A 20,235-nucleotide genomic window follows, 5' to 3' on the forward strand; every position below is an offset into this window, starting at 1 on the left:
GCTTTCCTCTTTCAGAGTCAACCCTGAATCTCAGGATTTTTTCTCTTCAACCGAACCGGTTGTTGTGTGAAGTGATTCACATCTGCCGTGTCGATGGAGGCGCATTATAGGGATCCCATTTTTTAGCACAAGTATTTTTTGGATCTTTTTTACTGACTGCTGATTTTCCGCGCTTTTCGCTGAAATCCCATCCGATCTGACTAAATATTGACGCATTTTGTCTTGCCTCGACCCTACAATGCGATCAAAGTCTTCTTATATAACGCTCATCTGTCGAGGTAGATATGTCTACAGCATTACGTCCCTATAAAGATCTGGTCCCTCAAACAGGCGATCGCGTGATGATCGATCCCAGCAGCGTGGTCATTGGCGATGTTCGAATGGCAGACGATGTCAGTGTGTGGCCGCTCGTCGCGATCAGGGGGGACGTCAACTATGTAGCAATTGGCGCACGGACCAATATTCAGGACGGCAGCGTCCTGCATGTCACTCACAAATCGTCCTACAACCCGCAGGGCAATCCGCTTATTATCGGCGAGGATGTTACCGTGGGTCATAAAGTCATGCTTCACGGCTGCACGATTGGAAACCGGGTTCTGGTAGGGATGGGGTCGATTTTGCTCGATGGCGTCATCGTAGAAGATGACGTAATGATCGGCGCCGGGAGTCTTGTTCCGCAAAATAAACGCCTGGAAAGCGGCTATCTCTATTTAGGCAGCCCGGTAAAACAGATCCGTCCCTTAAAAGAGGCGGAAATTGAAGGGCTGAAGTACTCGGCCAACAACTACGTTAAATGGAAAAATGACTATCTGGATCAGGACAACCAAATCCAGCCCTGATCGTCTTCCATCTGATCGCGAATTAAATCGCTGGCTTCTTCTTCAAGGTCCCAGCGATTTTCGCAGAATATCTCAAGCGGCGCGGAGCCACCAAAGCGACGACGTAGCGTTTCCTCACTAATAGCACAGGTAAGCTGCATGCCGTGTACCAGCACCGGGAAACATACCGCCTGCTTCTCTTCATCCCAAATTTCCCGGTCCGGAAAGTGGATCGCCTGGTTCACGCCATCAGTTCCCGTTTCAACGTTTCAATCACCGGCTCAACCTCAGGCAACACGCCATGCCAGAGAAGTACAGCATGCGCAGCTTGTGCCACCAGCATACCCAGACCATCCGCCATATGTTTTGCGCCATGTTTTTCGCACCACGCCAGGAAAGGCGTTTTCCCCTTCTGATAGTACATGTCATAAAAATAGAGATGACTGCTTATCAGCGACGCCGGGATCGCGGGGACTTCACCGCCAATGCCGCTGGACGTCGCATTAATGACGAGATCGAACTCCCGATCGGCAAGATCGTTAAGGTCTACCGCACTCACGCTGCCGGTGTGTGCAAACAACACTGCCAGCGCTTCCGCTCTGGAGAAGGTTCTGTTGGTAATGGTTACAGCACAATCCAGCGAAAGCAGAGGAAGCAGCACGCCCCGTGAGGCCCCACCCGCGCCAATCAGCAGAACCCGAAAGCCGGGTTTGATAAATGACAGTCTTTCGAGATCGCTGAGTAAGCCGATCCCGTCCGTGTTATCACCCAGAAGGCGTCCATCCTCAAGCCGTTTGAGGGTATTCACCGCGCCCGCAAGAGAGGCTCGCTCGGTGAGTTCATCCGCGCGTTCGAACGCCTCTTCCTTAAAAGGCACGGTCACATTCGCACCTTTACCGCCCGCCGTGAAAAAGGCGTCCAAAGCAGGCACAAATGCACCTACGGGAGCCAACACACGGCCATAGGGATGATCTATCTGAAGTTGCTCAGCAAATTGCTGATGGATCAACGGTGATTTACTGTGCGCAATCGGATTACCAAAAACAGCGTAGGTTTCCATCATGTTACCCCTGGCGAAAACGTTCGCCGGTTAAGGCATCGCGAATTTCAGACGGATTCAGGCGACCGCCCGTTTCGCCGATCGCGACCGGAAAATCATTCCCGAACTGAGCCAGCACTTCTTCGGTTGTGCGACAAGGAGGCAATCCCGTCAGGTTGGCGCTGGTAGAGACCAGGGGCTTACCAAACGCCAGACACAGTTCCACCACCAGCGGATGGTCAGTTACGCGAACGGCGAGGGAATCAAAGCGCCCGGTCAACCAGCGCGGCGTGGTTGGCTGTGCCGGGAAAACGAAGGTCACTGGCCCAGGCCAGGCCGAGAAGATCGTCTCACGCTGCGCCGGTGTCAGCATGGCATCATCTATATAAGGTTTAAGCTGCTCGTAGTTAGCAGCAATTAAAATCAGCCCTTTTTCAACGGGTCTCTGCTTGAGTGCAAGTAAACGACTGACGGCCTTTTCACTGTCGGGGTCACAACCGACACCAAAGACAGCCTCTGTCGGATAAGCGATGACTTCTTCATTTTTCAGGACGTCCACCGCATGCGCAATGGAGCCTGTTGGCAGGTTATTATTCACTGGTTTGATCCGCCGAAACCGGCTTTCCACATTGTTTACTGGCGCAGAAGTGTTTCAAGCCTTGCGCCGTTTTCTTCTCTATAAGTAGCGGATAATTGCAATGAGGGCAGACCCCCGCTACCGGTTTGAAATTGATAACGAACTGGCATTCAGGATAGCGATCGCATGAATGGAAGGTCTTACCGAAACGAGAACGACGCTGCACCAGCTGCCCGCGTTGACACTGTGGGCAGGCAATCGCCGTTTCATCGGGCTTATCAATTTGTTCTGTATGTCCACATTCAGGGTATCGGCTGCATCCGATAAACATCCCGAAACGCCCCTGCCTCAGCGCCAATTCGCTGCCGCAAAGCGGGCACAATTGCCCCTCCAGAACTTTGACGATATGTCCGTCCGCCTGGCTTTTCAGGGGACGGACATAATCACATTCCGGATAGTGTGAACAACCGAGAAACGGACCGTGTTTCCCGGACCGAATGACAAGTTCAGCCCCACACTGTGGACAGGGCTCATTTTTATGCACCGTGAATAGTGCTGATTTGGCCATAACAACTCTTGGTGCTGCACATAGAATTTAGTGCAGCATACCTTCATTCACTTCAAAGAGTAATTCTTCCATTTGCTGATAGGCATTTTCACAACCCGGAATATTGAACAGAACCATCAGGATGACCCACTTGAGATCGTCCAGCTCGAATTCTGCCGTATCCAGCGCCATCACGCGCTCTATCACCATTTCTCGCGTTTCGAGGTTTAGCACCTGAATCTGCTCAAGGAACAAAATGAATCCCCGGCAGCTGGCATCCAGCCTTTCACACTCTTCAGCTGTATAGATGCGTACAGAAAGTGGGTCCGAAGCCAACTGCATCGGCTCGGCCAGACCTTCCTGATAATCAGCCAGTTTCTCCAGCCACATCAACGCATTATAAATATCTTCCCGCTCAAATCCTGCATCGGTAAGATCCCGTGTCAATTTGTCCTGATCCACTCGCATTTCTGCTTCGTTATGGATGTAAGTCTCAAACAAATACATCAGTACGTCGAACATGGCTTGCCCTCCTTAATCGGACATAGCCGCCGGGTACAGCTGCGATCCATCCTGCTAACTCCAGTTCGAGTAGCTGTGCTACCGTAACTGGCACAGGTTGGCCGGCACGTTCAGCGACAACGTCAACAGGTGTTACCTCATCTCCTACGTTAGCCAGGAGCTTGGGAAATGGCAATGCCACCGCCTGCTGATCTGATGAATTATGTCTCTTTTCGGGTTCCTCTGGCAGCCACTGCAATCCGTGTTGCACATTTTGCAGAATGTCTTCAATACAGGTAACAGGCGTTGCGCCTTGCTTGATGAGCCAGTGTGGGCCTTCGCAACCAAGATTACCAACAGGGCCAGGTAGCGCAAACACTTCGCGCCCCTGCTCCAGAGCGCACCTTGCCGTGACAAGCGAGCCACTGCGTATTGCCGCTTCGACGACCAGGACGCCCTGGCTCAACCCGCTGATAATCCGATTACGGCGAGGAAAATTACCGGGCCTGGGCTGCGTCGATAAAGAGAACTCCGACACTATCGCCCCTCCCGACTCAACCAGCCGCTCAGCCAGATGATGATGCCGTCGCGGGTACACGCTAAAGAGCCCGTTGCCTAACACCGCCACGCTGCGGCCACCTGCTGCAAGTGCTGCGTGATGAGCAACGCCATCGATACCGCACGCCAACCCGCTGGTTATCGTAAAACCGCACTGCGCCAGCGACTCGCACAAGATTTTTCCCCATCGCTCGCCATACCATGAGGGGGCACGACTCCCGACAACCGCCAGTTGAAGGGTTGTGAGCACATCCAGGCTTCCTTTCACAAACAGCGCGCCGGGATAATCAGGGAGGGTTCGCAACAAAGGGGGATAGAGAGGATGATGGGCAGTCAGCAAATAATGCCCCGGCTGCTCTAACCAGTTAAGGCTTGATTCCAGCTCGCATTCACTCAGCGCAACGAATTTTTCGGCGCGCTTTGCTGACAGCCCCGCCTCCCTTGCTGAGCCAGTATCGATAACGGTCTGGCGCGAGAGTTTTTCTGCGACATCCAGCATCTCTTCGCCACCCAATGAACCGATGCTGATAAGCCGTAACCATATCTCTGTAGATGTCATCCTTTCCCCTGCCACACGCCGTCTCCGCAATCATTGCGATTGGTCACAGATGCTGTCAATCGAAGGGGGATTTGTCTAGAATAGAGTTATTAATCTTATCAACTCCTGAACACGACTCTGGAAATTTATGGCAGTTTTGCAAGTGTTACATATTCCGGACGAGCGCCTTCGCATCGTCGCTGAACCGGTTAAAGAAGTGAATGCAGAAATTCAGCGTATCGTCGATGATATGTTCGATACCATGTACGCTGAAGAGGGTATTGGCCTTGCGGCAACGCAGGTAGACATTCACAAGCGTATTATCGTGATTGACGTTTCTGAAAATCGCGACGGCCGCTTGGTGCTGATTAACCCTGAGCTGCTGAAAAAGAGCGGCGAAACGGGCATTGAGGAAGGCTGCCTGTCTATTCCAGAACAACGCGCTTTGGTCCCACGCGCCGAGAAAGTGAAAATTCGCGCACTCGATCGTGAAGGCAAGCCGTTCGAGCTGGAAGCAGACGACCTGCTGGCAATTTGTATTCAGCACGAGATGGATCATCTGGTCGGTAAACTGTTTATCGATTACCTCTCCCCACTGAAACAGCAGCGTATTCGTCAGAAAGTCGAGAAACTGGATCGTATGCGCTCTCGCGCATAATATCCCCCCGGATACAAGGATCAACGTGTCTAAAACACTACGCATTATCTTCGCGGGAACGCCTGATTTTGCAGCGCGTCATCTGGACGCGCTGTTATCTTCTGGTCACAACGTTGTTGGCGTCTTCACCCAACCGGATCGTCCGGCAGGTCGTGGTAAAAAGCTCATGCCAGGCCCGGTGAAAGCCCTTGCCGAAGAACATGGCCTCCCGGTTTTCCAGCCCGCCTCTTTACGCCCTGAAGAGAACCAGCAACTGGTCGCTGACCTGAATGCCGATGTGATGGTCGTCGTGGCTTACGGTTTAATTCTGCCGAAAGCTGTGCTTGATATGCCGCGTTTCGGGTGCATCAACGTTCACGGTTCACTGCTGCCACGCTGGCGCGGTGCGGCGCCGATTCAGCGTTCGCTATGGGCGGGTGATGCAGAAACCGGTGTGACCATCATGAAGATGGACGTAGGTTTAGACACCGGTGACATGTTGTATAAACTGTCGTGCCCTATTACCCCAGAGGATACCAGCGCCACGCTGTACGATAAGCTGGCAGAGTTGGGTCCACAGGGCCTCATCAAGACCCTGGAGCAGCTTGCTGAAGGCACCGCAAAGCCTGAAGTTCAGGATGAAGCGCTGGTGACTTACGCCGAAAAACTCAGTAAAGATGAAGCTCTGCTTGACTGGACGCTTCCTGCGGCTCAGCTAGAGCGTTGCATACGCGCCTTCAACCCCTGGCCAGTGAGCTGGATGGTCATTGACGATCAGCCGGTGAAAGTCTGGAAGGCCTCGGTGATAGAGAGCCATGTGCAGGCCGCTCCGGGGACGATCGTTGAGGCAAATAAACAGGGTATCCAGGTCGCCACGGCAGACGGCATTTTGAATCTTGAGTCACTGCAGCCGGCTGGCAAGAAAGCGATGAGTGTTCAGGATCTGTTAAATTCCCGGCGTGAATGGTTTATCCCTGGCAATCGTCTTGCCTGAGCAAATTAATTCTTAAAGCCCGGAGTTTCCGGGCATTTTTATTTCTACGGTTATGAAAAAACAAAATTTACGCAGTATGGCGGCACAGGCCGTTGAAAAAGTTATTGAGCAGGGCCAGTCACTGAGCAATGTCCTGCCACCGCTGCAACAAAAAGTCTCTGATAAAGATAAGGCGCTGCTGCAGGAGCTGTGCTTTGGTGTGCTTCGCACGTTGTCTCAGCTTGAATGGATGATTAGCCGGCTGATGGCACGCCCCATGACCGGCAAACAGCGTAGCGTGCATTATTTGATTATGGTGGGATTCTATCAGCTCCTGCATACCCGCATTCCCCCTCATGCTGCGCTTGCCGAAACGGTGGAAGGCGCCATTGCGATTAAGCGTCCTCAGCTTAAAGGATTGATTAACGGGGTGTTGCGCCAGTTCCAGCGACAGCAGGAGGAACTTTTAGCTGAGTTCGCCCAGACTGAGAAGCGTTTCCTTCATCCTGACTGGCTGCTGAACCGCCTGAAAAAAGCCTATCCAACGCAGTGGCAAGCCATTGCAGAGGCCAATAATCAACGTCCTCCGATGTGGCTTCGCGTGAACAGCACTCATCATAAGCGCGATGAGTGGCTGGCGTTGCTGGAAGAGTCAGGAATGAGCGGATTCATCCACGAAGCTTACCCGGATGCCGTGCGTTTAGCCTCCCCTGCCCCGGTACACGCGTTGCCTGGGTTTGAAGAGGGCTGGGTGACCGTACAGGATGCTTCTGCACAAGGCTGCATGACCTGGCTTGAACCGAAAAACGGTGAGAAGATCCTCGATCTCTGTGCTGCACCCGGCGGCAAAACAACGCATATTCTGGAAGTTGCGCCGCAGGCCGATGTTCTCGCCGTTGACGTCGATGAGCAGCGCCTGTCACGCGTCTATGACAACCTGAAGCGTTTAGGCATGAAGGCGCAGGTTAAGCAAGGCGACGGCAGAACACCTGCAGACTGGTGTGGCAACACGCAGTTCGATCGCATTTTGCTTGATGCTCCCTGCTCTGCAACGGGCGTCATCCGTCGTCATCCCGATATTAAATGGCTGCGCCGCGATCGTGACATCAAGGAACTGGCTCAACTGCAGTCCGACATCCTCGATGCTATCTGGCCGCACCTGAAAGCTGGCGGAACCCTGGTATATGCAACCTGCTCCGTACTTCCCGAGGAAAACAGTCAGCAGATTGCCGCCTTCCTTAAACGTACGCCTGACGCAGCGCTGCATGATACGGGCACGCCTGAACAGCCGGGACAGCAGAACCTGCCTGGCGCTGAAGAGGGTGATGGCTTCTTTTACGCTAAGCTAATCAAAGAGTGATGTTGAGAACAGGTCACGAAATATGAAGATTATCATTCTGGGTGCAGGACAGGTTGGCGGGACGCTGGCGGAAAATCTTGTCGGCGAAAATAACGACATCACCATTGTCGATACAAACGGCGAACGCCTGCGGGTTTTACAGGACAAATTTGACCTGCGCGTTGTGCAAGGACACGGTTCACATCCCCGCGTCCTGCGTGAGGCGGGTGCTGACGATGCCGACATGCTGGTTGCCGTAACCAGTTCTGACGAAACCAATATGGTTGCATGCCAGGTGGCCTATTCGCTTTTCAACACGCCAAACCGAATCGCCCGCATACGTTCTCCGGACTATGTGCGGGATGCAGAAAAGCTGTTTAATTCAGAAGCGGTACCTATCGATCATCTTATCGCGCCGGAACAGCTGGTTATCGACAGCATTTATCGCCTGATCGAATACCCGGGCGCTTTGCAGGTGGTCAACTTTGCCGAAGGTAAAGTCAGTCTTGCCGTTGTGAAGGCCTATTACGGTGGCCCGCTGATAGGCAATGCGCTGTCCACGATGCGCGAGCACATGCCACATATTGATACGCGTGTCGCCGCCATTTTCCGTCACGACCGGCCAATCCGTCCGCAAGGCTCGACGATTGTTGAAGCGGGCGATGAAGTCTTCTTTATTGCGGCATCACAACATATCCGCGCGGTGATGAGTGAGCTTCAGCGTCTTGAAAAACCCTATAAGCGCATCATGCTGGTCGGCGGTGGTAACATCGGTGCGGGTCTTGCCCGACGCCTTGAGAAAGATTACAGCGTAAAACTGATCGAGCGCGATCAACAGCGCGCCTCTGAACTCGCGGAAAAATTACAAAATACGATCGTATTTTTCGGGGATGCATCGGATCAGGAGCTGCTGGCGGAAGAGCATATCGATCAAGTTGATCTGTTCATTGCGGTGACCAACGACGATGAAGCGAACATTATGTCCGCCATGCTCGCAAAACGTATGGGGGCCAAAAAGGTGATGGTGCTTATTCAGCGCCGTGCCTACGTTGATCTTGTTCAGGGCAGCGTCATTGATATCGCGATTTCTCCGCAGCAGGCGACGATTTCCGCCCTGCTGAGCCATGTACGTAAAGCTGATATCGTGGGTGTTTCATCACTTCGTCGTGGGGTGGCTGAAGCCATTGAGGCCGTCGCGCATGGCGATGAAACTACCTCACGCGTTGTCGGTCGTTCCATCGATGAAATCAAGCTCCCACCGGGAACAATCATCGGCGCCGTAGTTCGTGGAAATGACGTCATGATCGCCAATGATAATTTACGTATCGAACAAGGCGACCATGTAATTATGTTCCTTACGGATAAGAAATTTATTACCGACGTTGAACGGTTATTCCAGCCAAGCCCATTCTTCCTTTGATATCTGGGGGTTCATTATTGAGCCCCTCATTTAACCCTCTCATCTCTATGCCTTTTATTTTTCATAGCGAATATTTATCACCAATGGCAAATGGCTAATCATTTGTTAAACTTATAGGCGTCAGGTGGTCCAAGGAGAAAATAATGAGTTTTATTAAAGAATTTCGCGAATTTGCGATGCGCGGGAATGTGGTGGATTTGGCAGTGGGTGTCATTATTGGTGCAGCGTTCGGTAAGATCGTTTCATCTTTAGTTGCCGACATTATTATGCCACCTTTAGGGTTGCTGATCGGCGGCATCGATTTTAAACAGTTTGCCGTTACGCTTCGCGAGGCTCAGGGAGATATTCCTGCCGTCGTAATGCATTACGGCGTGTTCATCCAGAATGTGTTTGATTTTGTGATTGTGGCGTTCGCCATTTTTATGGCCATCAAGCTCATCAACAGGCTTAACCGTAAAAAAGAAGAACCAGCAGCTGCGCCTGCAGCACCGTCCAAAGAAGAAGTGTTGCTGAGTGAAATCCGTGATTTGTTAAAAGAGCAGAATAACCGCTCTTAATCAGCACCAAAAAGCCGGAAGGCCAGTGGTAAATAAGCGAATCGCTTGCTTGCCACTGGCCTCCCAGTTACCCCGTTTTGCATGTTTATCTTTACGCAGATAGCTCCCTTTTCCTTTTTTACTCTTCTCAACACGCTGCCTGAAAAGCGGATCGTGAAGCAGTGCCTCAATGGCGTTATCCTTAATTTGTCCTTTGGTATGCTGGTAGCGGCTCATAATCTCTCCTGAGCATGGTAAATGACGACGGGAGTCTAGTCCCGGACTGGCTAAAAATCAACATCCCTGCGGCTTGCCCCTTGCTCGAGCGTTTCCAGAATGGAACAATACACGCTGCTGTGCGCGGTACCGCAGCACGCGTCATTCAGCCGTTGCAGTGAACGCTGCATGGTCTGCAGCTCCTGAATACGTGCTTCGACCTCATCCAGCCTTGCCTGGACAATGCTTTTAGATTCCTGACAGGTGTGATGTTCAGGATCGATGCGGATCGATAACAGTTCGCGGATCGATTCCAGCGAAAATCCGAGCTGACGCGCGTACCGAATAAAGCGCAAACGCTGGAGATCGTTATCCGTATAGAGACGGAACCCCCCCTCAGTTCGCACTTCATGATCTATCATCTGCTGCTTCTCGTAATAGCGGACAGTGTCCGGCGTTACGTTTGCGAGCCTGGCAAGTTCACCAATACGATACATGCTTATTCCTCGTCTAATCTTTGCCTGATATTTTCGTAATAGTCACCCTGCAAAAAGTCGGTGCTCATTCCCACCTGCCGTAGTCTGAGCTCGATTACTCTCAATCGGCGACTTATTTCCTGATGCCGCGGATCGTCCTTACGAATACCCTTGAGCAGGTCAGTCAATTCGACAGCTTCTTTGCGCTGTTCCAGTTCGGGAGGTAAACAGCCTGCGTTTTTCAGTAATCGGTATCCGGCTCGCAGATCGGCAGGAATGTGCGAATCATCATCCAGCACTAAGGGCGCGCCGCTACCCGGGAGATTATCGAATTCACCTTTTCGTTGGGCATCGCAGATATGGCGTTCTGCCCATTGGTCCAGCAACCACATGTTGAACTCCACGCAGTGGACATAAAAGATACAGTTATTGTAGAGAAGTGGGGATCCTGCGGATATAAAAAAACCCGCCGAGGCGGGTTTTTTTACGTTACTACAGATTACTCTGCAGCAGCTTCTGCTTTAGATTCTGAACGATCAACCAGCTCGATGTAAGCCATCGGCGCGTTGTCGCCTGCACGGAAGCCACACTTCAGAATACGAGTGTAACCACCGGCACGGCTCGCGAAACGCGGGCCCAGTTCGTTAAACAGTTTTGCCACGATCTCGTTATCACGAGTACGGGCGAATGCCAGACGACGATTAGCAACGCTGTCAGTCTTGGCAAGAGTAATCAGCGGCTCAACTACGCGACGCAGCTCTTTCGCTTTAGGCAGGGTCGTCTTGATGATCTCATGACGAACCAGTGAACCTGCCATGTTGCGGAACATAGCCTGGCGATGGCTGCTGTTGCGGTTCAGTTGACGACCACTCTTACGATGGCGCATGACCTTATCCTTCTCAGTAAAACCTTAACCTGTGATCCGGTTACTCGTCAGCAATGCTTGCCGGTGGCCAGTTTTCCAGGCGCATGCCCAGAGACAGACCACGTGAAGCCAGCACGTCTTTAATCTCGGTAAGAGATTTTTTACCCAGGTTAGGCGTTTTCAGCAACTCAACCTCGGTACGCTGTACCAGATCACCGATATAGTGGATAGCTTCTGCCTTGAGGCAGTTAGCAGAGCGGACAGTCAACTCGAGATCGTCAACAGGGCGCAGCAGGATCGGATCGAATTCTGGTTTCTCTTCTTTCACTTCCGGCTGACGTACATCACGTAAATCAACGAAAGCTTCCAGTTGTTCTGCCAGGATGGTTGCCGCACGACGAATCGCCTCTTCAGGATCGATTGTGCCGTTGGTTTCCATTTCGATGACCAGCTTGTCCAGGTCGGTACGCTGTTCTACACGCGCTGCTTCAACATTGTAGGCAATACGCTCTACAGGGCTGTAGCATGCGTCGACCAGCAGACGGCCGATTGGGCGCTCATCTTCTTCCGAATGAATTCGGGCAGAAGCCGGCACATAACCACGACCGCGCTGAACTTTGATACGCATGCTAATCGCTGCGTTCTCATCGGTCAGGTGGCAGATCACGTGCTGCGGCTTGACGATTTCAACATCACCGTCGTGGGTGATGTCGGCTGCAGTCACAGGGCCAATGCCAGATTTATTCAGAGTAAGAATAACTTCATCTTTACCCTGAACTCTCACCGCCAGCCCTTTCAGGTTGAGCAGGATTTCAAGGATATCTTCCTGAACGCCTTCTTTGGTGCTGTACTCATGAAGTACACCATCAATCTCAACCTCGGTCACCGCGCAACCCGGCATCGATGAGAGCAGAATACGGCGCAGTGCGTTACCCAGAGTATGGCCAAAGCCACGCTCTAAAGGCTCAAGGGTCACCTTGGCGTGCGTCGAACTCACTTGCTCGATATCTACCAGGCGCGGTTTTAGAAACTCTGTCACAGAACCCTGCATTGTGTCCTCTCTTTGGTACTAAGCTTTACTTGGAGTAAAGCTCGACGATCAGGTGTTCGTTAATGTCCGCAGACAGATCAGAACGTTCCGGCTGACGCTTGAACGTACCTTCCATCTTGCCAGCATCAACTTCCAGCCAGGTTGGCTTTTCACGCTGCTCAGCCAGCTCCAGAGCGGCCTTCACGCGAGATTGCTTTTTCGCTTTCTCACGAATGCTAACAACGTCATTCGCTTTAACCTGATAAGAAGCGATGTTAACAACACGACCGTTTACCATGATTGCTTTATGGCTAACCAGCTGGCGTGATTCAGCACGAGTCGCGCCGAAGCCCATACGGTATACAACGTTGTCCAGACGACCTTCCAGCAGGGCCAGCAGGTTTTCACCTGTGTTGCCTTTCAGACGTGCTGCTTCTTTATAGTAGTTACGGAACTGACGCTCCAGCACACCGTACATACGGCGAACTTTTTGCTTTTCACGCAACTGCACACCATAGTCAGACAGACGCGGTTTACGCGCACCGTGCTGGCCAGGAGCTTGTTCAATTTTACACTTGGTATCGATCGCGCGAACGCCAGACTTAAGGAATAAGTCGGTGCCCTCACGACGGCTCAGCTTGAGCTTAGGACCCAAATATCTTGCCATTTTCTATCTCCAACTAACCTAAAAAACGAGCGTTATACGCGACGTTTTTTCGGCGGACGACAACCGTTATGAGGGATCGGAGTCACATCAGTAATATTCGTGATGCGGAAACCAGCGGCGTTCAGAGCGCGAACAGTAGATTCACGACCCGGACCCGGACCTTTAACCATAACTTCCAGATTCTTGATGCCGTATTCTTTTACGGCTTCAGCGCAACGCTCTGCTGCAACCTGAGCTGCGAACGGAGTGGATTTGCGAGAACCACGGAAACCGGAACCACCGGCTGTTGCCCAACCCAATGCGTTACCCTGACGATCAGTAATAGTAACGATGGTGTTGTTGAAAGAAGCATGGATATGAGCCACGCCGTCAGAGACTTGTTTTCTTACACGTTTACGTGCACGAACTGGTGCCTTTGCCATTATTCAATCACCCCGATTATTTCTTGATCGGTTTGCGCGGACCCTTACGGGTACGTGCGTTGGTCTTAGTACGCTGACCGCGCACTGGCAGACCACGACGATGACGCAAACCGCGATAGCAACCAAGATCCATCAGGCGCTTGATGCTCATGCTGATTTCACGGCGCAGATCACCTTCAACGACAAATTTGGCAACTTCGTCACGCAGCGTGTCGATTTGTTCTTCAGACAGCTCACTGATCTTAACATCTTCAGCGATACCCGCTGCAGCCAGAATGGCTTTGGAACGGGTCTTGCCGACGCCGTAGATCGAAGTTAATGCGATCACAGCATGTTTCTGATCAGGAATGTTAATGCCTGCTATACGGGCCACTATGCACTCCTACTATTTAATATGTACGCACCATGCTGAAAAGCCCGTTTTCAGGATACTCAAATGGAAACGTACAGACATACAAAAGATTGGCTGGCTAATCTAGCCAGCTCAACCCAACTTTGCAAGAAAAATATGCGAAATAATCAGCCTTGGCGCTGTTTATGCTTCGGCTCGGCACTGCAAATCACACGGATGACACCATCACGCTTAACGATTTTGCAGTTACGGCATAATTTCTTGACGGAAGCACGAACTTTCATTTTTACTCTCCGTAACTTCTCAGGCGACCAATTAGCGGCCGTAGCCTTTCAGGTTCGCCTTCTTCAATGCAGACTCATACTGACTGGACATCATCAGAGTTTGCACTTGAGCCATAAAGTCCATAATCACGACAACAACGATAAGCAACGAGGTCCCACCGAAGTAGAACGGCACTTTCATTGCATCACGCATGAACTCCGGGATCAGGCAGATAAAAGTAATATAAAGCGCACCAACCAAAGTCAGGCGAGTCATTACTTTATCGATATACTTCGCCGTTTGCTCTCCCGGACGAATTCCTGGTACAAATGCACCGGACTTCTTCAGGTTATCTGCTGTTTCACGCGGGTTGAAGACCAACGCCGTGTAGAAGAAACAGAAGAAGATGATCGCAGACGCATAGAGTAACACATAAAGTGGTTGCCCAGGCTGCAAATACAGCGAAATTGTTGTCAGCCAGTTCCAACCAGTACCGCCCCCGAACCATGACGCGATGGTCGCTGGGAACAGAATAATACTGGAAGCGAAGATAGCCGGGATAACCCCCGCCATATTCACTTTCAGCGGTAAATGTGTGCTCTGTGCAGCATAGACACGACGACCCTGCTGACGTTTAGCGTAGTTCACCACAATGCGGCGTTGACCACGTTCCACGAAGACAACAAAGAACGTCACTGCAAATACTAATACTGCAACCAACAGCAACAGGAGGAAGTGCAGGTCGCCTTGACGCGCTTGCTCGATAGTGTGGGCGATGGCCGGCGGGAGACCCGCAACGATACCGGCAAAGATAATGATCGAGATACCGTTACCGATACCACGTTCAGTAATCTGTTCGCCGAGCCACATCAGGAACATCGTTCCTGTGACCAGACTTACAACAGCGGTGAAATAGAATGCAAAGCCTGGGTTTAACACCAGACCCTGCATACCAGGCATATTCGGAAGACCGGTAGCAATACCGATCGACTGGAATATTGCCAGCACCAGAGTACCGTAGCGGGTGTACTGACTAATCTTACGACGTCCAGACTCCCCTTCTTTCTTCAACTCTGCCAGGGCCGGATGAACGACCGTCAGCAGCTGGATAATAATCGATGCCGAAATATACGGCATGATACCCAGAGCAAAGATAGAAGCACGGCTGAGAGCACCACCAGAGAACATGTTAAACATTTCAATGATGGTGCCTCGCTGTTGCTCAAGCAGTTTGGCAAGTACAGCGGCATCGATACCAGGGATCGGAATAAAAGAGCCAATACGGAACACAATCAGCGCGCCGATAACAAACAGCAGTCTGCGTTTCAGCTCGCCAAATCCACCTTTGGCACTTTGAAAATCTAATCCCGGTTGCTTAGCCATCTGCTACTTATTCCTCAATTTTACCGCCAGCAGCTTCGATAGCAGCACGAGCACCTTTAGTAACACGCAGGCCACGAACAGTTACCGGAGTAGAAACTTCACCAGCCAGGATCACTTTCGCGAACTCGATCTGGATACCGATAATGTTTGCTGCTTTCAGCGTGTTCAGGTCTACAACGCCGCCTTCAACTTTCGCCAGGTCAGACAGACGGATTTCCGCTGTGATCGCTGCTTTGCGAGAGGTGAAGCCGAACTTCGGCAGACGACGGTACAGTGGCATCTGACCACCCTCGAAACCGCGACGTACGCCACCGCCAGAACGAGAGTTCTGACCTTTGTGACCACGACCACCGGTTTTACCGAGGCCAGAACCGATACCACGACCCAGGCGTTTACCCGCCTTTTTAGAGCCTTCGGCCGGAGACAGAGTATTTAAACGCATCTCTTACTCCTCAACTTTAACCATGAAGTAAACCGCGTTGACCATACCACGAACAGCGGGAGTATCCTCGCGCTCAACGGTATGTCCAATACGACGCAGACCCAGGCCAAGCAGCGTTGCCTTGTGTTTCGGCAGACGACCGATTGCACTGCGGGTTTGAGTGATTTTAATAGTCTTTGCCATGGTCAATTACCCCAGAATTTCTTCAACGGATTTACCACGCTTGGCAGCGACCATTTCTGGAGAATTCATATTTTCCAGGCCATCAATAGTTGCACGAACCACGTTGATCGGGTTGGTGGAACCATATGCTTTAGCCAGAACGTTATGAACTCCAGCAACTTCCAGAACGGCGCGCATTGCACCACCGGCGATGATACCGGTACCTTCTGAAGCTGGCTGCATGAATACACGAGAACCCGTGTGAACACCTTTAACCGGGTGTTGCAGGGTGCCGTTGTTCAGCGCGACGTTAATCATATTGCGACGGGCTTTTTCCATCGCTTTCTGGATCGCTGCTGGAACTTCACGCGCTTTACCGTAACCAAAACCAACGCGACCGTTACCATCACCAACTACAGTCAGAGCTGTGAAGGAGAAAATACGACCACCTTTAACGGTTTTAGATACGCGGTTAACCGCGATCAGCTTTTCCTGCAGTTCGCCAGCCTGTTTTTCGATGTGAGCCATCTTACACCTCTACCTTAGAACTGAAGGCCAGCTTCACGGGCAGCATCTGCCAGTGCCTGGACACGACCATGATATTGGAACCCGGAACGGTCAAAGGAAACATTGCTGATACCTTTTTCCAGAGCGCGTTCTGCAACAGCTTTACCTACAGCTGCAGCGGCGTCTTTGTTACCGGTGTACTTCAATTGTTCTGAGATAGCTTTTTCTACAGTAGAAGCAGCTACCAGAACTTCAGAACCGTTCGGTGCAATTACCTGTGCGTAAATATGACGCGGGGTACGATGTACCACCAGGCGAGTTGCACCCAGCTCTTTGAGCTTGCGGCGTGCGCGGGTCGCACGACGGATACGAGCAGATTTCTTATCCATAGTGTTACCTTACTTCTTCTTAGCCTCTTTGGTACGCACGACTTCGTCGGCGTAACGAACACCCTTGCCTTTATAAGGCTCAGGACGACGGTAGGCGCGCAGATCTGCTGCAACCTGACCGATCAGCTGTTTATCAGCGCCTTTCAGCACGATTTCAGTTTGAGTCGGACATTCTGCAGTGATACCGGCCGGCAGCGGATGCTCAACAGGGTGTGAGAAGCCCAGAGACAGGCCTACTGCATTCCCTTTGATCGCTGCACGATAACCTACACCAACCAGCTGAAGCTTTTTAGTGAAGCCTTCGGTAACACCAACAACCATTGAGTTCAGCAGGGCACGCGCGGTACCAGCCTGAGCCCATCCATCCACGAAACCATCACGTGGACCGAAGGTCAGAGCGTTATCTGCATGTTTAACTTCAACAGCATTGTTGAGGGTACGAGTCAGCTCGCCGTTTTTACCTTTGATCGTAATAACCTGACCGTCGATTTTTACATCAACGCCGGCAGGAATAACGACCGGTGCTTTAGCAACACGAGACATTCTTTCCTCCGATTAGGCTACGTAGCAGATAATTTCGCCACCAAGACCAGCTTGGCGCGCTGCACGATCAGTCATAACACCTTTAGAGGTAGAAACAACCGCGATACCCAGACCAGCCATAACTTTAGGCAGCTCATCTTTTTTCTTATAGATGCGCAGGCCTGGGCGGCTGACACGCTGAATGCTTTCTACAACAGCTTTACCCTGGAAATACTTAAGAGTAAGTTCCAGTTCCGGCTTGGTGTCGCCTTCAACTTTAAAATCTTCGATAAAACCTTCTTCCTTCAGCACGTTGGCAATTGCCACTTTCAGCTTGGCGGAAGGCATGGTGACCGCAACTTTGTTCGCGGCCTGACCGTTACGGATACGGGTCAGCATATCCGCGATCGGATCTTGCATGCTCATCTGTCTTTACTCCCGTGATTCAATTGGTAATTACCAGCTAGCCTTTTTCAAGCCTGGTACTTCACCGCGCATGGCGGCTTCACGCAGTTTGATACGGCTCAACCCAAACTTGCCCACATAACCATGTGGACGACCTGTTTGACGACAGCGGTTACGCTGACGAGACGGGCTGGAATCACGCGGCAGAGACTGCAGCTTGAGAACCGCATTCCAACGATCTTCGTCGGAAGCGTTCACATCAGAAATGATCGCTTTCAGTTCAGCGCGTTTAGCGAAGAATTTATCAGCTAAAGCTACGCGTTTTACTTCGCGTGCTTTCATTGATTGCTTAGCCATTCAGTAACCCTACCTTACTTGCGGAACGGGAAGTCAAAGGCAGCCAGCAGAGCACGGCCTTCTTCATCAGATTTCGCAGTAGTGGTAATGGTAATATCCAAACCACGCACGCGGTCGACTTTATCGTAGTCGATTTCTGGGAAGATGATCTGCTCACGGACACCCATGCTGTAGTTACCACGACCGTCGAAAGACTTAGCGGACAAGCCACGGAAGTCACGGATACGTGGAACAGCAATAGTGATCAGGCGCTCAAAGAACTCCCACATGCGTTCGCCACGCAGAGTTACTTTACAGCCGATCGGATAGCCCTGACGGATTTTGAAGCCTGCAACAGATTTGCGTGCTTTGGTGATCAGCGGTTTTTGACCGGAGATTGCTGTCAGGTCAGCTGCTGCGTTATCCAGCAGTTTCTTGTCAGCGATCGCTTCACCAACACCCATGTTCAGGGTGATCTTCTCGACCCGAGGGACTTGCATGACAGAATTGTAGTTAAACTCAGTCATGAGTTTGTTAACTACTTCGTCTTTGTAGTAATCATGCAGTTTCGCCATCGTACTACTCCAAATTACTTGATAGTTTCACTTGTAGATTTGAAGAAACGGACTTTTTTGCCGTCTTCGAATCTAAAGCCTACACGGTCAGCCTTGCCGGTAGCCGCATTGAAGAGAGCAACGTTAGAAACCTGAATAGCAGCTTCTTTTTCAACGATGCCACCTGGTTGGTTCAGGGCCGGAACCGGCTTCTGATGTTTCTTAACCAGGTTGATACCTTCAACGACGAGTTTGCCGGAAGACAGAACATTTTTTACTTTACCGCGTTTACCTTTATCTTTACCGGTTAACACGATAACTTCGTCATCACGACGGATTTTCGCTGCCATGATTCGCTCCTTAGAGTACTTCTGGTGCCAGAGAGATAATTTTCATGAACTTTTCAGTACGAAGTTCACGAGTTACCGGCCCAAAGATACGCGTGCCGATAGGCTGCTCGCTGTTATTGTTCAAAATAACGCATGCATTACCATCGAAGCGAATGACAGAACCGTCAGGGCGACGAACACCCTTCTTGGTGCGCACCACTACCGCCTTCAGCACATCACCTTTTTTGACCTTACCACGTGGAATTGCTTCCTTGATGGTGATCTTGATGATGTCGCCTACGCCTGCGTAGCGACGGTGCGAGCCACCCAGAACCTTGATACACATTACGCGACGTGCACCGGAGTTGTCGGCGACGGTCAGCATAGTCTGTTCTTGGATCATTTTAGTGCTCCGCTAATGTCAACTACTACCTGAGACTCTAAAATCAGAGCCGTTAAAAAGCCCCATATCGAGGGCGCGGCATTATAACACCGCTTCTGCAATATGGGTAGAAAAAATAAACGGCTCATCGCTGAGCCGTTTATTCGTATTGAGAATGCGTACTCTATTACAGAACCGCTTTCTCTACAACGCGAACCAGCGTCCAGGACTTAGTCTTGGACAGTGGACGGCATTCACGGATTTCAACCTTGTCGCCGATACCACATTCGTTGTTCTCGTCATGTACGTGCAGTTTGGTCGTACGTTTGATGAATTTACCGTAGATCGGGTGTTTCACGAAACGTTCGATAGCAACAACCATGGATTTCTCCATTTTGTCGCTAACAACACGACCTTGCAGAGTACGGATTTTATCGGTCATTACGCACCCGCCTTCTGAGTCAGTAAAGTCTTAACGCGTGCAACATTGCGACGCACTTGCTTCAGCAGGTGAGTCTGTTGCAGCTGGCCACTTGCAGCCTGCATACGCAGGTTGAACTGCTCACGCAGCAGGTTCAGCAGCTCAGCGTTCAGCTCTTCAACGCTTTTTTCACGCAGCTCTTTTGCTTTCATTACATCACCGTCTTAGTTACAAAGGTGGTTTTGATAGGCAGTTTCGCTGCTGCCAGGCCGAAGGCTTCACGGGCCAGCTCTTCCGGAACACCGTCCATTTCATAAAGGACTTTGCCCGGTTGGATCAAGGCAACCCAGTACTCCACGTTACCTTTACCTTTACCCATACGAACTTCCAGTGGCTTCTCGGTGATCGGTTTGTCCGGGAATACACGGATCCAGATCTTACCTTGACGCTTAACTGCACGGGTCATTGCACGACGTGCTGCTTCGATCTGACGTGCAGTCAGACGACCACGGCCAACAGCTTTCAGACCGAAAGTGCCGAAGCTAACATCCGTACCCTGCGCCAGACCACGGTTGCGGCCTTTGTGCACTTTACGGAATTTTGTACGCTTTGGTTGTAACATCAGCGA

General features: G+C 51.3%; 35 protein-coding genes. 6 read left to right on the forward strand and 29 right to left on the reverse strand.

Annotation, left to right across the window (positions count from 1 at the left end):
- The first annotated feature begins 284 nt into the window (after positions 1-284).
- Positions 285-839 carry a gamma carbonic anhydrase family protein gene (locus FFS28_RS18555; RefSeq protein ID WP_137903681.1) on the forward strand — a complete coding sequence of 185 codons (555 nt, stop codon included), beginning with the start codon at positions 285-287 and terminating at the stop codon, positions 837-839.
- Here the strand turns inward: FFS28_RS18555 and FFS28_RS18560 are convergent.
- From FFS28_RS18560 to dprA, 6 genes are read right to left on the reverse strand one after another with little or no spacing between them, the layout of a single operon-like run.
- Entirely contained in the window at positions 815-1,063 is a 249-nt protein-coding gene (locus FFS28_RS18560) for a DUF1488 family protein (RefSeq protein WP_137903682.1), read from the reverse strand. The two genes, FFS28_RS18555 and FFS28_RS18560, sit on opposite strands and share 25 nt — an antisense overlap.
- Complete coding sequence (aroE, locus tag FFS28_RS18565) at positions 1,060-1,878, reverse strand: shikimate dehydrogenase (RefSeq protein ID WP_137903734.1); 819 nt, start codon at positions 1,876-1,878, stop codon at positions 1,060-1,062. The genes FFS28_RS18560 and aroE overlap by 4 nt, the downstream gene beginning before the upstream one ends.
- A 4-nt stretch (positions 1,879-1,882) precedes the next feature.
- Positions 1,883-2,455 (reverse strand): L-threonylcarbamoyladenylate synthase type 1 TsaC, encoded by a 573-nt coding sequence (gene tsaC, locus FFS28_RS18570; RefSeq protein WP_006178901.1) that lies wholly within the window; start codon positions 2,453-2,455, stop codon positions 1,883-1,885.
- Entirely contained in the window at positions 2,448-3,002 is a 555-nt protein-coding gene (locus FFS28_RS18575) for a DNA topoisomerase family protein (protein ID WP_042322196.1), read from the reverse strand. Before FFS28_RS18575 ends, tsaC begins: the two co-directional genes overlap by 8 nt.
- Positions 3,003-3,029: 27 nt before the next feature.
- Entirely contained in the window at positions 3,030-3,503 is a 474-nt protein-coding gene (smg, locus tag FFS28_RS18580) for a DUF494 family protein Smg (RefSeq protein WP_006178903.1), read from the reverse strand.
- A complete protein-coding gene (gene dprA / locus FFS28_RS18585; protein ID WP_137903683.1) occupies positions 3,475-4,599 on the reverse strand; it encodes a DNA-protecting protein DprA in 1,125 nt (374 codons plus the stop codon). The genes smg and dprA overlap by 29 nt, the downstream gene beginning before the upstream one ends.
- 127 nt (positions 4,600-4,726) lie before the next feature.
- Here dprA and def point away from each other — a divergent pair, with 127 nt between their 5' ends.
- The 5 genes from def (at position 4,727) to mscL (ending at position 9,504) form a co-directional block, all read left to right on the forward strand.
- A complete protein-coding gene (gene def, locus FFS28_RS18590) occupies positions 4,727-5,236 on the forward strand; it encodes a peptide deformylase (RefSeq protein WP_137903684.1) in 510 nt (169 codons plus the stop codon).
- Positions 5,237-5,261: 25 nt separating this feature from the next.
- The gene (fmt, locus tag FFS28_RS18595; protein ID WP_137903685.1) at positions 5,262-6,209 is read left to right on the forward strand and encodes a methionyl-tRNA formyltransferase; all 948 of its coding nucleotides are present in this window, start codon (positions 5,262-5,264) and stop codon (positions 6,207-6,209) included.
- A gap of 52 nt (positions 6,210-6,261) precedes the next feature.
- Complete coding sequence (gene rsmB / locus FFS28_RS18600) at positions 6,262-7,548, forward strand: 16S rRNA (cytosine(967)-C(5))-methyltransferase RsmB (RefSeq protein ID WP_137903686.1); 1,287 nt, start codon at positions 6,262-6,264, stop codon at positions 7,546-7,548.
- Positions 7,549-7,570: 22 nt separating this feature from the next.
- On the forward strand, positions 7,571-8,947 hold the full coding sequence (gene trkA / locus FFS28_RS18605) for a Trk system potassium transporter TrkA (protein WP_006178908.1): 1,377 nt from the start codon (positions 7,571-7,573) through the stop codon (positions 8,945-8,947).
- Positions 8,948-9,090: 143 nt separating this feature from the next.
- On the forward strand, positions 9,091-9,504 hold the full coding sequence (gene mscL / locus FFS28_RS18610) for a large-conductance mechanosensitive channel protein MscL (RefSeq protein WP_006178909.1): 414 nt from the start codon (positions 9,091-9,093) through the stop codon (positions 9,502-9,504).
- Here the strand turns inward: mscL and FFS28_RS18615 are convergent, their stop codons facing one another.
- The 23 genes from FFS28_RS18615 to rplP all read right to left on the reverse strand — a co-directional run bounded on the left by FFS28_RS18615 (position 9,505) and on the right by rplP (position 20,229).
- Positions 9,505-9,720 (reverse strand): alternative ribosome-rescue factor A, encoded by a 216-nt coding sequence (locus tag FFS28_RS18615; RefSeq protein ID WP_058610882.1) that lies wholly within the window; start codon positions 9,718-9,720, stop codon positions 9,505-9,507.
- Positions 9,721-9,770: 50 nt separating this feature from the next.
- Positions 9,771-10,196 (reverse strand): Zn(2+)-responsive transcriptional regulator, encoded by a 426-nt coding sequence (gene zntR / locus FFS28_RS18620; protein ID WP_137903687.1) that lies wholly within the window; start codon positions 10,194-10,196, stop codon positions 9,771-9,773.
- Between the two features lie 2 nt (positions 10,197-10,198).
- Positions 10,199-10,567, reverse strand: coding sequence for a DnaJ family domain-containing protein (locus tag FFS28_RS18625; protein ID WP_137903688.1), 369 nt, complete (start codon positions 10,565-10,567; stop codon positions 10,199-10,201).
- 107 nt (positions 10,568-10,674) lie between these two features.
- Entirely contained in the window at positions 10,675-11,061 is a 387-nt protein-coding gene (gene rplQ, locus FFS28_RS18630) for a 50S ribosomal protein L17 (RefSeq protein ID WP_001216372.1), read from the reverse strand.
- Between the two features lie 40 nt (positions 11,062-11,101).
- Positions 11,102-12,091, reverse strand: a complete 990-nt coding sequence (locus FFS28_RS18635) for a DNA-directed RNA polymerase subunit alpha (RefSeq protein ID WP_002919219.1) — start codon at positions 12,089-12,091, stop codon at positions 11,102-11,104.
- A gap of 25 nt (positions 12,092-12,116) precedes the next feature.
- A complete protein-coding gene (rpsD, locus tag FFS28_RS18640) occupies positions 12,117-12,737 on the reverse strand; it encodes a 30S ribosomal protein S4 (RefSeq protein ID WP_004868345.1) in 621 nt (206 codons plus the stop codon).
- Positions 12,738-12,769: 32 nt separating this feature from the next.
- A complete protein-coding gene (gene rpsK, locus FFS28_RS18645) occupies positions 12,770-13,159 on the reverse strand; it encodes a 30S ribosomal protein S11 (RefSeq protein WP_003863312.1) in 390 nt (129 codons plus the stop codon).
- 16 nt (positions 13,160-13,175) lie between these two features.
- Positions 13,176-13,532 (reverse strand): 30S ribosomal protein S13, encoded by a 357-nt coding sequence (gene rpsM / locus FFS28_RS18650; RefSeq protein WP_003863308.1) that lies wholly within the window; start codon positions 13,530-13,532, stop codon positions 13,176-13,178.
- A 146-nt stretch (positions 13,533-13,678) separates the two neighbouring features.
- On the reverse strand, positions 13,679-13,795 hold the full coding sequence (gene rpmJ, locus FFS28_RS18655; RefSeq protein WP_000868187.1) for a 50S ribosomal protein L36: 117 nt from the start codon (positions 13,793-13,795) through the stop codon (positions 13,679-13,681).
- Between the two features lie 31 nt (positions 13,796-13,826).
- On the reverse strand, positions 13,827-15,158 hold the full coding sequence (gene secY / locus FFS28_RS18660) for a preprotein translocase subunit SecY (RefSeq protein WP_003863305.1): 1,332 nt from the start codon (positions 15,156-15,158) through the stop codon (positions 13,827-13,829).
- Positions 15,159-15,165: 7 nt separating this feature from the next.
- Entirely contained in the window at positions 15,166-15,600 is a 435-nt protein-coding gene (rplO, locus tag FFS28_RS18665) for a 50S ribosomal protein L15 (RefSeq protein ID WP_003863304.1), read from the reverse strand.
- A gap of 3 nt (positions 15,601-15,603) precedes the next feature.
- On the reverse strand, positions 15,604-15,783 hold the full coding sequence (gene rpmD, locus FFS28_RS18670; RefSeq protein WP_003863301.1) for a 50S ribosomal protein L30: 180 nt from the start codon (positions 15,781-15,783) through the stop codon (positions 15,604-15,606).
- 6 nt (positions 15,784-15,789) lie between these two features.
- Positions 15,790-16,290, reverse strand: coding sequence for a 30S ribosomal protein S5 (rpsE, locus tag FFS28_RS18675; protein ID WP_003863299.1), 501 nt, complete (start codon positions 16,288-16,290; stop codon positions 15,790-15,792).
- 14 nt (positions 16,291-16,304) lie between these two features.
- On the reverse strand, positions 16,305-16,658 hold the full coding sequence (rplR, locus tag FFS28_RS18680) for a 50S ribosomal protein L18 (protein WP_003863297.1): 354 nt from the start codon (positions 16,656-16,658) through the stop codon (positions 16,305-16,307).
- 9 nt (positions 16,659-16,667) lie between these two features.
- A complete protein-coding gene (rplF, locus tag FFS28_RS18685; RefSeq protein ID WP_006178917.1) occupies positions 16,668-17,201 on the reverse strand; it encodes a 50S ribosomal protein L6 in 534 nt (177 codons plus the stop codon).
- A 12-nt stretch (positions 17,202-17,213) separates the two neighbouring features.
- The gene (gene rpsH, locus FFS28_RS18690; RefSeq protein ID WP_006178918.1) at positions 17,214-17,606 is read right to left on the reverse strand and encodes a 30S ribosomal protein S8; all 393 of its coding nucleotides are present in this window, start codon (positions 17,604-17,606) and stop codon (positions 17,214-17,216) included.
- A gap of 30 nt (positions 17,607-17,636) precedes the next feature.
- Entirely contained in the window at positions 17,637-17,942 is a 306-nt protein-coding gene (gene rpsN, locus FFS28_RS18695) for a 30S ribosomal protein S14 (protein ID WP_003863291.1), read from the reverse strand.
- A 14-nt stretch (positions 17,943-17,956) separates the two neighbouring features.
- Positions 17,957-18,496, reverse strand: coding sequence for a 50S ribosomal protein L5 (gene rplE, locus FFS28_RS18700; protein WP_001096206.1), 540 nt, complete (start codon positions 18,494-18,496; stop codon positions 17,957-17,959).
- Between the two features lie 14 nt (positions 18,497-18,510).
- The gene (gene rplX / locus FFS28_RS18705; RefSeq protein ID WP_006178919.1) at positions 18,511-18,825 is read right to left on the reverse strand and encodes a 50S ribosomal protein L24; all 315 of its coding nucleotides are present in this window, start codon (positions 18,823-18,825) and stop codon (positions 18,511-18,513) included.
- Positions 18,826-18,835: 10 nt separating this feature from the next.
- Positions 18,836-19,207 (reverse strand): 50S ribosomal protein L14, encoded by a 372-nt coding sequence (rplN, locus tag FFS28_RS18710; protein WP_006178920.1) that lies wholly within the window; start codon positions 19,205-19,207, stop codon positions 18,836-18,838.
- Positions 19,208-19,373: 166 nt separating this feature from the next.
- Positions 19,374-19,628 (reverse strand): 30S ribosomal protein S17, encoded by a 255-nt coding sequence (rpsQ, locus tag FFS28_RS18715; protein ID WP_006178921.1) that lies wholly within the window; start codon positions 19,626-19,628, stop codon positions 19,374-19,376.
- Complete coding sequence (rpmC, locus tag FFS28_RS18720) at positions 19,628-19,819, reverse strand: 50S ribosomal protein L29 (protein ID WP_003863282.1); 192 nt, start codon at positions 19,817-19,819, stop codon at positions 19,628-19,630. The genes rpsQ and rpmC overlap by 1 nt, the downstream gene beginning before the upstream one ends.
- Positions 19,819-20,229, reverse strand: a complete 411-nt coding sequence (gene rplP / locus FFS28_RS18725) for a 50S ribosomal protein L16 (RefSeq protein ID WP_002919759.1) — start codon at positions 20,227-20,229, stop codon at positions 19,819-19,821. The genes rpmC and rplP overlap by 1 nt, the downstream gene beginning before the upstream one ends.
- Positions 20,230-20,235 lie beyond the last annotated feature (6 nt).

Origin of the sequence: Enterobacter sp. 2VL, from assembly GCF_005503595.1 — a bacterium.
Taxonomy (GTDB): domain Bacteria; phylum Pseudomonadota; class Gammaproteobacteria; order Enterobacterales; family Enterobacteriaceae; genus Enterobacter; species Enterobacter cancerogenus.

Excerpts from the sequence above, each read along its gene's own strand:
- rpsE (WP_003863299.1), bottom strand. The coding sequence starts at position 16,290 with ATGGCTCACATCGAAAAACAGGCTGGCGAACTGCAGGAAAAGCTGATC.
- rpsH (WP_006178918.1), bottom strand. The coding sequence starts at position 17,606 with ATGAGCATGCAAGATCCGATCGCGGATATGCTGACCCGTATCCGTAAC.
- rplO (WP_003863304.1), bottom strand. The coding sequence starts at position 15,600 with ATGCGTTTAAATACTCTGTCTCCGGCCGAAGGCTCTAAAAAGGCGGGT.
- secY (WP_003863305.1), bottom strand. The coding sequence starts at position 15,158 with ATGGCTAAGCAACCGGGATTAGATTTTCAAAGTGCCAAAGGTGGATTT.
- aroE (WP_137903734.1), bottom strand. The coding sequence starts at position 1,878 with ATGGAAACCTACGCTGTTTTTGGTAATCCGATTGCGCACAGTAAATCA.
- rplX (WP_006178919.1), bottom strand. The coding sequence starts at position 18,825 with ATGGCAGCGAAAATCCGTCGTGATGACGAAGTTATCGTGTTAACCGGT.
- rpsD (WP_004868345.1), bottom strand. The coding sequence starts at position 12,737 with ATGGCAAGATATTTGGGTCCTAAGCTCAAGCTGAGCCGTCGTGAGGGC.
- FFS28_RS18615 (WP_058610882.1), bottom strand. The coding sequence starts at position 9,720 with ATGAGCCGCTACCAGCATACCAAAGGACAAATTAAGGATAACGCCATT.
- rpmD (WP_003863301.1), bottom strand. The coding sequence starts at position 15,783 with ATGGCAAAGACTATTAAAATCACTCAAACCCGCAGTGCAATCGGTCGT.
- rpsN (WP_003863291.1), bottom strand. The coding sequence starts at position 17,942 with ATGGCTAAGCAATCAATGAAAGCACGCGAAGTAAAACGCGTAGCTTTA.
- mscL (WP_006178909.1), top strand. The coding sequence starts at position 9,091 with ATGAGTTTTATTAAAGAATTTCGCGAATTTGCGATGCGCGGGAATGTG.
- rplP (WP_002919759.1), bottom strand. The coding sequence starts at position 20,229 with ATGTTACAACCAAAGCGTACAAAATTCCGTAAAGTGCACAAAGGCCGC.
- zntR (WP_137903687.1), bottom strand. The coding sequence starts at position 10,196 with ATGTATCGTATTGGTGAACTTGCCAGGCTCGCAAACGTAACGCCGGAC.
- rplR (WP_003863297.1), bottom strand. The coding sequence starts at position 16,658 with ATGGATAAGAAATCTGCTCGTATCCGTCGTGCGACCCGCGCACGCCGC.
- rpsQ (WP_006178921.1), bottom strand. The coding sequence starts at position 19,628 with ATGACCGATAAAATCCGTACTCTGCAAGGTCGTGTTGTTAGCGACAAA.
- rplQ (WP_001216372.1), bottom strand. The coding sequence starts at position 11,061 with ATGCGCCATCGTAAGAGTGGTCGTCAACTGAACCGCAACAGCAGCCAT.
- dprA (WP_137903683.1), bottom strand. The coding sequence starts at position 4,599 with ATGACATCTACAGAGATATGGTTACGGCTTATCAGCATCGGTTCATTG.
- FFS28_RS18555 (WP_137903681.1), top strand. The coding sequence starts at position 285 with ATGTCTACAGCATTACGTCCCTATAAAGATCTGGTCCCTCAAACAGGC.
- FFS28_RS18635 (WP_002919219.1), bottom strand. The coding sequence starts at position 12,091 with ATGCAGGGTTCTGTGACAGAGTTTCTAAAACCGCGCCTGGTAGATATC.
- rpsK (WP_003863312.1), bottom strand. The coding sequence starts at position 13,159 with ATGGCAAAGGCACCAGTTCGTGCACGTAAACGTGTAAGAAAACAAGTC.
- trkA (WP_006178908.1), top strand. The coding sequence starts at position 7,571 with ATGAAGATTATCATTCTGGGTGCAGGACAGGTTGGCGGGACGCTGGCG.
- FFS28_RS18575 (WP_042322196.1), bottom strand. The coding sequence starts at position 3,002 with ATGGCCAAATCAGCACTATTCACGGTGCATAAAAATGAGCCCTGTCCA.
- rsmB (WP_137903686.1), top strand. The coding sequence starts at position 6,262 with ATGAAAAAACAAAATTTACGCAGTATGGCGGCACAGGCCGTTGAAAAA.
- rplE (WP_001096206.1), bottom strand. The coding sequence starts at position 18,496 with ATGGCGAAACTGCATGATTACTACAAAGACGAAGTAGTTAACAAACTC.
- rplF (WP_006178917.1), bottom strand. The coding sequence starts at position 17,201 with ATGTCTCGTGTTGCTAAAGCACCGGTCGTTATTCCTGCCGGCGTTGAT.
- rpmJ (WP_000868187.1), bottom strand. The coding sequence starts at position 13,795 with ATGAAAGTTCGTGCTTCCGTCAAGAAATTATGCCGTAACTGCAAAATC.
- smg (WP_006178903.1), bottom strand. The coding sequence starts at position 3,503 with ATGTTCGACGTACTGATGTATTTGTTTGAGACTTACATCCATAACGAA.
- rpmC (WP_003863282.1), bottom strand. The coding sequence starts at position 19,819 with ATGAAAGCAAAAGAGCTGCGTGAAAAAAGCGTTGAAGAGCTGAACGCT.
- FFS28_RS18625 (WP_137903688.1), bottom strand. The coding sequence starts at position 10,567 with ATGTGGTTGCTGGACCAATGGGCAGAACGCCATATCTGCGATGCCCAA.
- def (WP_137903684.1), top strand. The coding sequence starts at position 4,727 with ATGGCAGTTTTGCAAGTGTTACATATTCCGGACGAGCGCCTTCGCATC.
- rplN (WP_006178920.1), bottom strand. The coding sequence starts at position 19,207 with ATGATCCAAGAACAGACTATGCTGACCGTCGCCGACAACTCCGGTGCA.